The organism is Cetobacterium sp. 2G large (assembly GCF_014250655.1).
Lineage (GTDB): Bacteria > Fusobacteriota > Fusobacteriia > Fusobacteriales > Fusobacteriaceae > Cetobacterium_A > Cetobacterium_A somerae.
Map to the genome: position 1 here is coordinate 97,983 of NZ_JACHTH010000003.1, position 13,779 is coordinate 111,761.

Annotated in this window: 9 protein-coding genes; 8 read left to right on the plus strand and 1 reads right to left on the minus strand. The window is 28.9% G+C overall.

The genetic code is table 11. The annotated features are described in order from the left end of the window. Positions 1-34 precede the first annotated feature (34 nt). The 4 genes from H5J23_RS01750 to H5J23_RS01765 all read left to right on the plus strand — a co-directional run bounded on the left by H5J23_RS01750 (position 35) and on the right by H5J23_RS01765 (position 6,382). A complete protein-coding gene (locus tag H5J23_RS01750; RefSeq protein ID WP_185890710.1) occupies positions 35-379 on the plus strand; it encodes a hypothetical protein in 345 nt (114 codons plus the stop codon). 107 nt (positions 380-486) lie between these two features. Next, complete coding sequence (locus H5J23_RS01755; protein WP_185890712.1) at positions 487-2,196, plus strand: GGDEF domain-containing protein; 1,710 nt, start codon at positions 487-489, stop codon at positions 2,194-2,196. Next, positions 2,193-4,967 carry an EAL domain-containing protein gene (locus H5J23_RS01760; RefSeq protein WP_185890713.1) on the plus strand — a complete coding sequence of 925 codons (2,775 nt, stop codon included), beginning with the start codon at positions 2,193-2,195 and terminating at the stop codon, positions 4,965-4,967. The genes H5J23_RS01755 and H5J23_RS01760 overlap by 4 nt, the downstream gene beginning before the upstream one ends. Next, positions 4,964-6,382 (plus strand): GGDEF domain-containing protein, encoded by a 1,419-nt coding sequence (locus H5J23_RS01765; RefSeq protein ID WP_185890715.1) that lies wholly within the window; start codon positions 4,964-4,966, stop codon positions 6,380-6,382. The genes H5J23_RS01760 and H5J23_RS01765 overlap by 4 nt, the downstream gene beginning before the upstream one ends. 21 nt (positions 6,383-6,403) lie before the next feature. On the opposite strand, the gene H5J23_RS01770 is transcribed toward H5J23_RS01765, so the two are convergent. Beyond that, a complete protein-coding gene (locus H5J23_RS01770) occupies positions 6,404-7,168 on the minus strand; it encodes an autotransporter domain-containing protein (RefSeq protein ID WP_185890717.1) in 765 nt (254 codons plus the stop codon). A gap of 149 nt (positions 7,169-7,317) precedes the next feature. On the opposite strand from H5J23_RS01770, the gene H5J23_RS01775 reads away from it, so the two are divergent. The 4 genes from H5J23_RS01775 (at position 7,318) to H5J23_RS01790 (ending at position 13,779) form a co-directional block, all read left to right on the plus strand. Next, positions 7,318-7,569 (plus strand): GlsB/YeaQ/YmgE family stress response membrane protein, encoded by a 252-nt coding sequence (locus H5J23_RS01775; RefSeq protein ID WP_023052056.1) that lies wholly within the window; start codon positions 7,318-7,320, stop codon positions 7,567-7,569. A gap of 16 nt (positions 7,570-7,585) precedes the next feature. Then, positions 7,586-10,246: a formate dehydrogenase subunit alpha gene (gene fdhF / locus H5J23_RS01780; RefSeq protein ID WP_185890719.1), complete on the plus strand. Its 2,661-nt coding sequence runs from the start codon at positions 7,586-7,588 to the stop codon at positions 10,244-10,246. A 249-nt stretch (positions 10,247-10,495) separates the two neighbouring features. Then, a complete protein-coding gene (gene aspT / locus H5J23_RS01785; protein ID WP_185890720.1) occupies positions 10,496-12,211 on the plus strand; it encodes an aspartate-alanine antiporter in 1,716 nt (571 codons plus the stop codon). 14 nt (positions 12,212-12,225) lie between these two features. Further along, positions 12,226-13,779, plus strand: coding sequence for a bifunctional aspartate transaminase/aspartate 4-decarboxylase (locus H5J23_RS01790; protein WP_185890722.1), 1,554 nt, complete (start codon positions 12,226-12,228; stop codon positions 13,777-13,779).

The following is a 13,779-nucleotide window of genomic DNA, read 5'->3' on the forward strand; positions in this document are numbered from 1 at the left end:
AAGATATAAAATATATTAACAAAGGAGATTACCTATGAAAAAATTATTACTTTTAATGACTATAGTTTCAGCACTATCTTTTGCAAAGGATTCACCTAATGATGTTTTAGAAGATCGTATTGAGGATCATTTAAAAGTTAGAATGGCTTCTGTTATTAAAAAAGCTGATTATGATGTTACAATTGTTAATAACAGTATGAATATCGAAGTAGAGATTGAAAGTCTTACAACTCCTAAATTAAACTTTGATCAAGTTGCACAAGATATCTTAAAAAACCTAGGAACAGACAGTTCAATTGATGATATATACATTGTTATAAAGCACGATAGTGCTGTGGGAGAAGACAAAATTCTATTCTCTCAATACTTTAAAAAATAACACTTTTTTTATAACCCTCTAATCAATTTAGAGGGTTTTCTATTTTTATTTAATATGCTATACTAATCTAATCGACTATCTAATTTTAAAGGAGTTTTAAGTTATCTATGAAAATAAAATCTTATAATATTTTTGCTGCTTTGTCTGTTGTTCTTGTAGTTATCTCTCTAATTTTTTACTTAGTAATTAAAAATAATAGATTAAAAGAGGAAGAATCATCTTTTTTAAAAAGAATTACTGTTAGTAACAGTTCTATTGATTTTGATAAACTTATTCCTTTAGAAAAAGAGGTATGGGATAAATTTCAAAAAATACCTAAAAATCAATACTCTTCTAAATATGAGGAGATTGCTGAAAATAATAGAGTTCTTTTAAATCTTCGTTCTAGACAAAATATTGGAGCTTATATTCTAAAAAAAGTTCTAAATAGTGGAGAGCTCTCTCCTAAAGCTAGACTTTTTACTTTAAATAAACTTAGAGTTTTAGATGCTACATCTGGAAATATAGTTAACTCTATAAAGCTTACTATGGAATATCTAAATTTGGCTGAAGAACTCCATTCTGAGCATGATGTCATTAGAGCAAAAATATCATTAGCTTCTATTTTTAATAGCTTAGGTGGACATGATACCTCTATTAAAATACTTCAAGATATTGATATTGAAAATAAAGATTTTCCCAATGCTTCAAGAACTAAAATCTCTATATATCTATATTTAGTTGAAAATTTTGGTTTTTTAAATAACACTACAGAGGGATTTAAATATTTGAATAAAATTACACCTCTATTAAAAGATCAACCTGAAAGTTATCAAAAAAATATTTTAATTCTAAAAAACCTTTTAGAAGCTAGACTATATTTAATATCTGACAATAAAGAAGCTGCTTTAAATTGTCTAAACATTGCTAATCCTCTATTAGACAACTTAGATAAAGCCTTTTTCACTGATCTTGAAAATCTTCGTTTAATAACTTTAGAGAGCTACTATTTAAAATATGAACCTGAAAAATTTTCTCCAACTAATCTGAAAAACTTTATAGAAACTTCTGATTTTTATGGAGATATTACATTTTTAAAAATAGCTTTTAAGTTATTATTTCAATACTATTATGATACTAATAGTTTTAAAGCCTATAGTGATTTAGCTAAAGACTATGATGAGTATTTAGAAAGAGTCAGTGTAGCTAACAACAAAGTTTTTAGTTTGTATCTTATTGAAAATATTGAACATGAGCGTTTTGCTAGAGAAAATGAAAAGTTATATAAAAACATAGCTTTCCTTATTATCTCTATGGTTTTAATTTTAGGTGCTGCATATAAACGTATGCTTTACCTTGATAAAAAAGCTAAAATTGATGCGCTAACAACTATTGGAAACAGGCTTGCTTTTAAAGAGGATATAAACTCTTTAAAATCTAGTAATGAATACTCTATGTTGCTTTTTGACATAGATAATTTTAAAAAAATAAATGATACTTATGGACATGAATTTGGTGACGAAGTGCTATCTACCATTGGTAAAATTCTTAAAACTATTGAGAATAAAGAGATCTCTATATATAGAGTTGGTGGAGAGGAGTTTGCTATTTTATTTACTCACTTTAACGAAAGTTTTGCTATGGAAAGTTGCGAATATATCAGAAAAAGTGTAGAGAATATCCACTGGAAGTACCCAATTACAGTTACTATAAGTGGCGGTTTTTCCAAGGCTACGGAAAACACATATGCTCAGTGTGATAAAAGACTTTATAAAGCTAAAGGCTCTGGAAAAAACATGATTATATATCAAGATATAAATGAAGGAGATGTTAAATGATTTACCGATTGTTTATCCTTGTTTTTTTTGTAGTTTTTAACTTTGCTTTTAGTGAAGTTTACACACCAGAAACACTTAAAGAAAAAGAGGAGTTTAATAAGTTACAAAAAGAAAAAATAACTATAGCACTAGTAGATGATCCTTTTTATAATCTAAGTTATCCAAAGACTAGCTCTTTAAATACAACTGTAGAAAAGTTTTTAAAAAACTATATGCAACTAGATATAACTTTTAAAAAGGTAACATATAAAGATCTACAATCTGAGATTAATTCTGGCGTTATTGATGGAATAGCTTTTACTCCTAAAAGTAAATCTTTTGATAATAAACTTGATTTTAGTGAGAGTATCTTCTCTGAAGAGCTTTATGTTATTTCTAAAACTGAACCAATATATTCATTAAATGATTTGAATAATAAAATAATATATACATCATATATCGATGTCTATACAAATATTCTAAAAGCTATTTTAGATAATAATGATTTACATGCTTGTCCTATTCCAGTTGAGAATTTAAAAAAATATGATGATAAATATATTCTAACAACTAATCCTGTTTTATATAAACCTAAATATGGAATTAAAATAGGGCATTCATCTGGAATTACTATAGCTTTATCTCATAAATATAAAGATCTACTTCCCTTTATTAACAATGCTTTAAGTGGTGGATATAGAAAAATATTTTTAAATGAACTAGATTCTTTAAATCGTTCTATATCTTATAATAACTTTTATACCTCTTTAACTTCTGAGGAGAAAGAGTATTTGAAAACTCATAAACCAATTAAAGTTGCATATGAAAAAGATTCTGATTCTCTTGTTTCATATAAGTCTAAAATTGATGGAGAGTACAAGGGAATTGCTCCAAATATTTTTAAAATTTTAAAACGTAACCTAGGAATTGATTTTATAGATATTACAAATACTGATTATAAAACAATTAATGATCTTAAGAATAATGATTTTGATACTACAGTTCTTTCTAAAACGCAAAAACGTAGTAAAGATTTTATATTTTCTAAAAAAATATATGAGATTGGAACTTATATAATCAATCTAGATAACTCCCCAGCTTCTAGTAGAACTATTGGAGTTTTAAAAGATAATGTAGAGGAGCATCTAGCTCAAAGATATGATGTTGATAATAATATCATTGTATTTAATGATTTTAATTCCATGGTAAACGCTTTAAATGATGGTGAGGTTGGAAATCTTCTTGTTACTAATAAAGAGGATTTTGACTCTAATAAATATAATATTGTTCCTTTTGAAACTATTCCTGTTAACTTTATGTTTAACAAAAATAATACAGTTTTGAGAGATATTATTAATAAAGCTTTTGAATACTCTATCGATTTAAAAGGTTTTGCTGAACTATCACAACTTGAAAGAGATGCTGAGAATAAAGCTATCTATTTAAAAAATAAAGAGACTAGAGATATTCTTGTTCTTTCCTCTGTTCTTTTTATTTTTATAATTTTAGCTATTTCAGTTAATTTATATAAAGAGCGTCTAAATAAAAAGAATCTACTAAAAGATTCATTAACAAACTTACCCAATAGATTTATTTTTGATAAGTTTTGTAATGAGGAAAACTCACTTACTGGTTCTACTTTTGTTATAGATTTAAATAACTTTAAAAATATAAATGACTCTTTAGGTCATGAGTTTGGAGATGTTATTTTAAAAGAGTTTGCCAACTTCTTAAAAAATAGTTTTATAGATTCCCATATTTTTAGAATCTCTGGAGATGAGTTCTATGGTTTCTCTTTTGAAAGTCATGAAGAGATTATTGGAAAATTAAAAAAATATAAAGATTTTTGTCCTACACTTTTAAAATATAATATTACCTTTAATTTAGGAGTAAGTCATAAAACAGCAAATATTTCACTTGCTACTAGTTTTAAATACTCTGATTTAGCTATGCTTGAAACTAAAAAAGAAAAAAGCAAATTTTATAAAATTGCAGATGATAAATTTATTGAAAAAATGGATAGGGAATCATCTATACTTTCTCTATTAAAAGAGGATATCAGTGGAATATACCCTATGTTTCAACCTAAATACTGCATTAAAACCAATAGAATTATTGGTGCTGAAGCTCTTGCTAGATATAGTTCATTAGAACTTGGTCCAATAGGGCCCTTTGAATTTATACCAATAGCTGAAAAGTACAACTTTATACATAAAGTTGATTATAAAATTGCTAAAGAATCTATTGTTTTTATTAGGGATCTTCTTGAAAATGAAGTGTCTTTAGATAATTTCAGAATCTCATTTAATATCTCTATGAAAACTTTTAAAAGAGATGACTTAATAACTGTACTTACTGGACTTCTTAATTACTTTAAAGTTCCTGGAAAATATATTGAAGTAGAGATTACTGAGTCTATCTTTATTTTAGATATGAAAGACTTAATTACTAAATTAAAAGCACTTAAAAATTTAGGTATTCAAATATCACTTGATGATTTTACAGCGGGACACTCTACAGCAGGACTTCTACCTCTTTTACCAATGGACGTAGTTAAGTTTGATAAATCTCTTTTAGATTCTCTTGAAGTAAATAAATCAAAAGGTAAGATTGTTTATAAAAATTTAACCTCTTTAATAAAGGATTTAAACTTTAAGATTGTTTCTGAAGGAGTTGAAACAAAAGAGCAGTTAGAGTTTCTAAAATTTCTAGGTGTTGATTATGCTCAAGGTTATTACTTTAGTAAGCCTATTTCAAAAGATGAATTTACTACGGAGGTTAAGACACTATGATTTTTAAACTTGTTTATCCTTTGTTGATTATTTTATTTTTTATCTCAACTTTTATCAACAAAAATAATCTATTTAATGACATAAACTCATCTGTTGATAATTTTAATATTCGTTTTAATAAGGATATACAAACATTAAAAAATGAGATTGATTTTTTAGATGCTACTAAAAAAAGTTTACCTTTTGAAAATTACACTGTTGCTGAAAATATAATATACTTTGATATAGATGGAAGTGGAGTTTATTTTAAAAATATTACTTCACATCCCAATCAATTTAATTTTTATAATTTAAAAGAAGCCAAAGAAAATCTGAACTCTAAGTTTAATAACTCTCTTCTTTTCATTGTTTATAATAATATACGTTCTTTAAAAAACGATAGAAAAGTTATTTATACTGATGATTTTAGTCAAACTTGGGTTAAAGTTTTACAAAAAGGAGCTCTAAGTTTTGATGTTTTCCAAAATAAGAGAAGTATCTCTAGAAATAACACTGAATTTGCTCTTTATAATCTCTATACTGATAGAGCTCATGAAAAAGAGATGTTTACAATAATATTTCCAGAATATGATTATTTTAATAACTCCCAAAAACTTCGTGCTCTTTGGTATTTTGACTTTGATCCTAACTTCTTTGCTAAAAATACAAATAGATTAAAAAGTATTTTAGGATTAAATGCTTATATTATTGATGGAGAGTATAAAGTTGTTTATTCAACAGATAAAAAGTATTCTAAAACTATAGAGAACATTCAAGATTTTTATGTTTTTCCCCTTGAAAAAACTAACTATAAAATCTTAATTGAAAAAGAGGGGGTATTTCAACTTATTAAAACAAAAGAGATTTTTATACTAACTTTTATTATACTTCTAATTTTTTATATAAATAAAAAAGAGAAACTAAAAAAAGAGTTACTCTCTTTGAAAATGTTAAATAAAATTAAAAGTGAACTACTTTTAAGAGAACCATTAACTGCTCTTTATAACAGATATTTTCTACAAGAAGAGATGGTTTTTCCTATTAAAAATTGTGGTGTGGTACTACTTGATATTGATCATTTTAAAAATATAAACGACAGTTTTGGACATGATAAAGGTGATCTTGTTCTTAAAGCTGTAAGTAATTGTATAAAATTAGTTTCAGTTGGTAGTGCCGACGCTTTTAGATGGGGTGGAGAGGAGTTTTTAATTATCTTTAAAGATACTGATAAAGAAAAACTTTTAAATAAAGTTAATGCTCTTCAGATACTAATTAAAGATTTAAATATTATTGATAACTATAGAATAACTGCTTCATTTGGTGTTATTTACACTGATATTGAAGATAAAAACTCATTTTATAGTACTGTTTCTAAAGCTGATAAAAATCTATATACTGCTAAAAAAACTGGTAGAGATAAAATAGTAGCATTCTAAAATTAGAATGCTACTTTTCTTTTAAAATATATAGCTAACTCCAGCAGTTACTTTCCATGACTCATTTTCTGAAAAAAAATATTTATATCCAGTATAAAAGGATACTCCTGTAGCAGGGTTTCCAATAGCTCCATTAAGTCCTAACTCTTGAGAAAAACTATTTTTATCCTTTAAATCTCCTTCATCATTTTCTTCTGAAAGGCGAGCTCTATATTTTACTTCTTCATCTATTCTATTTAATTCCTGCTTTACTCCAGCACTCATAGAAACATCAACAATATGACTCTCTTGAAAATATTGTTTTCCAACTCCCATTCCTAAATACAGTGTATTTAAAACTCCATTTAGATTATCTAAATTCACATTATAATTTCCATAGTTTTCATTGATACTTCTTTGAAAAACTGCTACAGATTGAAGCTTTCCCATGGGTTCAAAATATATTGAATCAATATCTATCTTTTTAGATACCTTTCCCATTCCACCAAAAAAATGATTCTTCAAGTTAGAATTTAAAGCGTCATCTAAATTTTGGCAATTAAATCCTATTAAATCTTCACTATATTTTAGATATGCAATGTTTACCTTGGGGTCTGTTTTAAACTGAGGAGTTTTTAGACCACTTTTTAAATTAGTATCCATTTTTATATAGCTCATAGTCCAACCTGAATCTAATTTTAGATTTAGTGGATATCTTTTCCCAATAAATAGTTTATTTTCATTTTTCTCAAAACTATATAATAGCTGAAAAATTAAAATAAAAAATAGGAAAAAAAACTTCACCACTTAACCCCTCCTTTGTACTTTTTTTATTTATACTAAATTTTTTTTATTTTACCTTTTGAATTTTTTCTCTTATATATTTTTTTAAAAAGAAATTTTTAATTTATCACGAATATAAAAGTAACGAAAACGTATTTATGGGAGGTTGTTCTATGGGATTATTTTCATGGATTATTTTAGGACTTTTATCTGGAGCATTAGCTAGACTTATGATGCCAGAGGTATATACAGCTGGGCTTTTTGCAACTACAATTCTTGGAATTGTTGGTGCATTAGTAGGTGGATTTATAGGTAGTCTTCTTGGGATAGGTTCTGTTACTGGGCTTAACCTTGGAAGTATCTTTTTATCTGTAATTGGTGCTTTTGTTGTTCTGTTCCTATTTATAAAATTTAGAGGAAGATAAGATTAGGGAGGGGTTCATGGTAAATATAACTATTAATGGAAAAAACTGCTCTGTTGATGAGAAACTCTCAGTTTTAGAGATTTTACAATCACTAAAATTAGAGATTCCAACTTTTTGTAGAGATGAGAGATCTGAAGAAAAACTTGGTATTTGTGGAATGTGTGCTGTTTCAATTAATGGGACTGTTACAAAGAGTTGTAAGACTCTCCCTACTGAAGGTATGGTTATAGATACCCAAGACCCTGAAGTTATTAATAATCGAAGGCAACTACTTCAAAAATATATAGATAATCATCATGTGAACTGCCTTGTTTGCCAAAAATCAGGTCAGTGTAAACTTCAAGAGTATTGCTATAAATATGGAATAGATAAAACTATTCCCAATAGCTTAGATCTAATACCTGTTGATGATTCTAATCCATTTTTTGTAATAGATCCAAATAAATGTATTGGGTGTGGAAAGTGTGCTCAGATTTGTAGAAATCTTCAGTGCAATCACGCTTTAAAATTAAAAAATACCAATGGAAAAATGCATACTTGGGCCAATAAAGCTGATAATATAAATAGTTCAACTTGTGTTTCATGTGGAAACTGCGTAAGCTTTTGTCCAACTGCTGGGTTACTTCCAAAGTATAAGCATCAGTTTAGACACTGGGAAACTCAGACTGTAAAAACTACATGTGGATACTGTGGTGTTGGATGTCAAATTAACTTTGAAGTTAAAGATAATGTTATCGTTGAAGCCCACCCTGCTTTAGTTAAACCAAATGTTGGGCTACTTTGTGTTAAGGGTAAATTTGGATTTTCATATGTAAATCACCCTGATCGTTTGACTCATCCTCTTATTAAAGAGAATGGTATCTTTAGAAAAGCAACTTGGGATGAGGCTTTCTCACTAATTACTAAAAAATTAAGTGATACTATGAATGCCTATGGTGGCCAGGCTATTGGTGCTTTTTCATCTGGTAAGTGTACAACAGAGGAAAACTATTTGTTTCAAAAGTTCTTTAGAGGAGTTGTAAAAACAAATAATGTGGACCACTGCTCAAGACTTTGCCATAGTTCATCATCTGCAGCTCTTGGTAAAACTCTGGGGTATGGAGCTATGTCAAATAGTGTTCATGAAGGTTTTGAATCTAAAGTTATTTTAATAAGTGGTGAAAACTTAAGAGAAACACACCCTGTTTTAGGTGCTAAGGTTAAGCACGCTGTTCAAAGTGGTGCTAAACTTATAATTATAGATATTAGAGATATTGATCTTTCTGAAATTGCTGATGTATTTTTAAAAATAAATCCTGGAACTGATATAGCCTTAGCTAATGCTATGGTAAATGTTATTATTTCAGAAGGACTTTATAATAAAAAGTATATTGATGAGAACACTGAAGGTTTTGAAGCACTTAAAGAGAGTGTTAAAGATTATACTCCTGAGTACGCTGAAAAAATTTGTGGAGTTTCAAAAGATGATGTTATTAAAGCTGCTAGAATCTACTCTAGCGATGTTGCTACAACATACTTAGGTATGGGAAATACTCAACATATAAATGGTTCTGACAATGTAACTGCTCTTTCAAATCTAGCTTTAATCTGTGGAAATGTTGGAAAAGAAAGAGGGGGAGTTAACCCTTTAAGAGGGCAAAACAATGCTCAAGGTGCTTGCGATATGGGAGCATTCCCAGATATATATTCAGGGTACCAAAAAGTTGATGATCCTAAAGTTAAAGAGAAGATGGAAAAGTTCTGGAATGTGGAAAACCTTTCACCTTTTGCAGGAATAACTGTTGTTGAAATGATAGATAAAATATCTAAAAATGAGATGAAGTTTTTATATGTTATGGGTGAAAATCCACTTATGACTGACCCTAACTTAAACCATGTTAGAAGTGCTCTTAAAAACTTAGATCTCCTTGTAGTTCAAGATATATTTTTAACTGAAACTGCTGCTATGGCTGATGTTGTTCTACCAGCTACATGTTTTGCTGAAAAAATTGGAACTTTTGTCAATACAGGTAGAAGAGTTCAAAGAGTTAGACAAGTGGTTACACCTCCTGGTGAGGTTAAAATGGATTTAGATATAATTTTAGAGTTAATGGATAGAATGGGATACAAACAGATTAATAGAACTCCTGAAACTATCTTCAATGAACTTTGCGAAGTTACTCCTCTTTATAATGGATTTAGTTACTCACTTATAGAAAATGAGGGAGTTCAGTGGCCAGTTATAAATGGAAAAGGAACTGAGTTCTTATATGAGGATCTTTCAAACTTAAAGAGAAAGTTCTCACTGATTCCTGTGGAGTTAGTTAACTCTGTAGAGGTTATAAATGATGAGTATCCTTACTACCTTTCTACAGGAAGAGTACTTTATCAGTATCACACTAGATCTATGAGCGGAAGAGTTGATGGATTAAATGAAAAATGTCCTGAACCTTATGCTGAAATGAACTCCAATCTTTTAGAAAAAATATCTAAAAAAGATGGGGATATGATAACAATTAGATCTCGTCGTGGAGAGATTACTTTAAAAATAAAAGAGCGTGAAGGAGTTAAAGATGGAGTAGTTTTTGTTCCATTCCACTTCTCTAGTGCTTTAGTTAATGAGCTCACTGGAAGCGAGTTTTTAGAACCAATCTCTAAAACTCCTGAGTATAAAATTTGTCCAGTGAAATTAATGTAAAAAAAATAATTTTTTAAAGAGGATTTTTATAAAACTCTTTGAATATATTTTTTAGATATAATTTTAGATGTAATTTTTGGAGTAGCCTGTTAAGTAAAATTTAAATAAATGGAAAAGAGATTAAGGGTTCTGACCAGACTTTAATCTCTTTTCTATTTTTTGAAAAAATTTGAAGGAATTGTTCTTTTTAATTAGTATATTTGAGCCAGATTGACTTAATTAAAAAATCTTTTTAAGGAGGTATCATATATGGATATTTTTGCAGATTATATTCGTTCTAACGTTTTAATTGCACTCTTCCTATCTATTGGTATTGGTTATGCTATAGGAAAAATCAAAATCGGAAAATTCCAATTAGGTGGAATTGCTGGTAGCTTAATCATTGCAGTTATAATTGGACAACTTGGGTTTAATGTTCCTGGTATTTTAAAAACAGCTTTCTTTGCTTTATTTATCTATGCTTGTGGATATGAAGGTGGACCAAAATTTTTCGGAGCACTAAACAATAAAGCTTCTATGAAGTTTGTAATCTCATCCTTTTTTATGACTGTTATAGGTTTACTGTGTGTTCTTTTTTGTGCATACTACTTTGATTTAGATAGAGGATTAGCAGCTGGACTTGCTGCTGGTGGTTTAACTCAATCAGCTATTATTGGTACTGCAGGGAACTCAATTGGAAACTTAGGTTTAAATCCAGAATTAACTAAACAACTTCAAACAAATGTTGCTGTAGGTTACTCTGTTACATATATTTTTGGTACTTTAGGGCCTGTTCTTATGGTTGGAACTATTCTTCCACTTATTATGAAATGGGACCTTAGAAAATCAGCTATTGAACTTGAAAAATCTCAATCTAAGGGTATCGTTTTAGGTGAAAATGAGTTTCTTGCTCTTGAAAAAGTTTCTTCTAGAATTTATGAGATAACTAAAGATTCTAAATATGTAGGAAAAACAGCACGTGAGTTAGAAGAGGATTTTAAAGAAAAAATATTTCTTTTAGATGTTTCTCAAAATGGTTCTACTATAAAGGTTGATAACTATGATAACTATATTTTTAAGGAAAATGACTGGGTTGTAATTGGTGGAAAAACAAAGGCACTTCTTAGTTTAGATGGTGTTTTAGGAACTGAAATTTTTGACTGTACTAAGTTCTCTACAACTACTACTGAATACAAAAAATCCATTATTTTCCACTATAAAAAATTTGCTGGAAAAACAATTGAAGAGATAAAAACTCTTTTACCTCCAGCTGCTACTCTTGGTTTTGTTGTAGCTCAAGTTTATAGAGAGAATGAGGAACTACCTTTAAAACCTGACTTTAAATTTGAAGTTGGTGATGAAGTTATTTTAACTGGTAGAAAACAAAATATAGATAGTTCTTTTAAACTTTTAGGTTATGCCACTCCTAGTAAAAATGTTGTTGATTATATCACTTTCTCAATTGGTATGATTTTAGGTATCATGATTGGAGAGATTACTCTACCTATCGCTGGTATTCCTATATCTTTAGGAACTGGTGGAGGATGTCTTTTCTCAGGTCTTATTTTTGGATGGTTGAAAAGTAGATTCCCTAAAGTTGGAGGAATAGATACTGGTACAGTTTCTTTCCTTAAAGTTTTTGGACTAGTTGTTTTCGTTGTAATTGTTGGTTTAAATGCTGGTAAGAGTGCCCTTGTTACCATTGAACAATATGGTATGACTCTATTCTGGCTTGGTGTTTTTGTAACTATGGTTCCACAGGTTATTACATTCCTATTTGACTACTTTATCTTAAAAATTAAAAATCCAGTTGATTCAGTGGCAATTATAGCTGGAGGTAGAAGTGCTAATCCCGCTTATGCTGAGGTTCTTAGAAAAACTCAAAACTCTACTCCAGTACTACCCTTCTCAGTTGGATATGCTGTAGCAAATGTATTTTTAACTATGTGGGGACCTGTTATTGTTGGAATTATAACTAAAAATTAATTGGAGGTATTATTATGAAAGAGTTAAGCCCATTTGAGCTAAAAGATCAACTTATTAAACTTGCTGACGAAGCTTTTAAAGGTGAAGTTTTAAATGCTGGTAGAGGAAACCCAAATTTTTTAGCCACTCTTCCTCGTAGAGTTTTCAATCTCATTGGTAAATTTGCCATTGAAGAATCTGAAGTTTCATACTCATATCTTCACAATCATATTGGTGGTTTTCCTAAAAAAGAGGGAATCTATACTAGATTTCTAATATTTTTAAGAAAAGAGCAGTGTTCTGCTGAAGCGAATGGAATTTTAACATATTTATCATATATAGAGGATCAAATTGGTTTAAATATTGATGATGTTTTAATGGAGTTTGTAGAAGCTTATTTAGGAAGTCACTATCCTACTCCGCCTAGAATGTTAGTTAATACAGAGATTATTGTAAAAAAATATTTAACTAAAGAGATGTGTCAAAATAAATTAGACTCTGATTTTGATGTATTTGCTACAGAGGGTGGAACTGCTGCAATGTTTTATATTTTTAACTCTTTAGCTACGAATAAACTTATAAAACCTAAGGATAAAATAGCCATTGTTACACCAATTTTTACACCATATTTAGAGATACCTAAATTATCTGAATATGACTTAGACATTATTGAGTTACAATTAGATCCTAAATCTGATTGGCAACTTCCAACTTCTGAGCTTGAAAAACTTAAAGACCCTAGTATAAAACTACTATGTCTTGTTAATCCAAGCAATCCACCATCAACAAAATTAAGTACTGAAACTCTTTTAAAACTAAAAAAATTAGTTGATGAAGATAGACCAGATTTAATGATTATAACTGATGATGTTTATGGAACATTTAGTGATAACTTTGTTTCATGTTTTGGAGTAATCCCTAAAAATACACTTTTAGTTTACTCATTCTCTAAATATTTTGGAGCAACAGGATGGAGACTTGGTACTATATCTATCTCTCACAATAGTATTTTTGATGAACTTTTAAAAGCAGCTGACGATGAGGTTAATAACAGATATACTATAATAACTCCAACTCCTAAAACATTATCATTTATTGATAGAATTGTTGCTGATAGTAGAGCTGTTGGTTTAAATCATACTGCAGGTATATCTACACCTCAGCAACTACAGATGGCACTATTTGCACTAAACTCTTTAGTTGATTTAAACTCATATTACAAGAACTCTTGTAAGGCTCTTATTAGAAATAGATGTAAACTTCTTTACTCATCTTTAGGAGCTCATTTTGAAGATGATGAAAATGTTGTAAGCTACTATACTCTTATAAATGTAGCTGATATAGCTCTTGAGCTTTTTGATGAAAAGTTTGCACAGTGGTTTAAAGATAACAATAAAATAAATGATTTTCTATTTGCTTTAGCTAAGGAAACTGGTGTTGTACTACTTCCTGGTAAAGGATTTGGAGACACACATCCAACTTTAAGAGTTTCTCTAGCTAACTTAAAAGAGTATCAATATGAAGCTATTGGTAAAAAGACTAAGCAGATATTAAAAGAGTTCCATACTCAATATGAAAACTCTAAATAG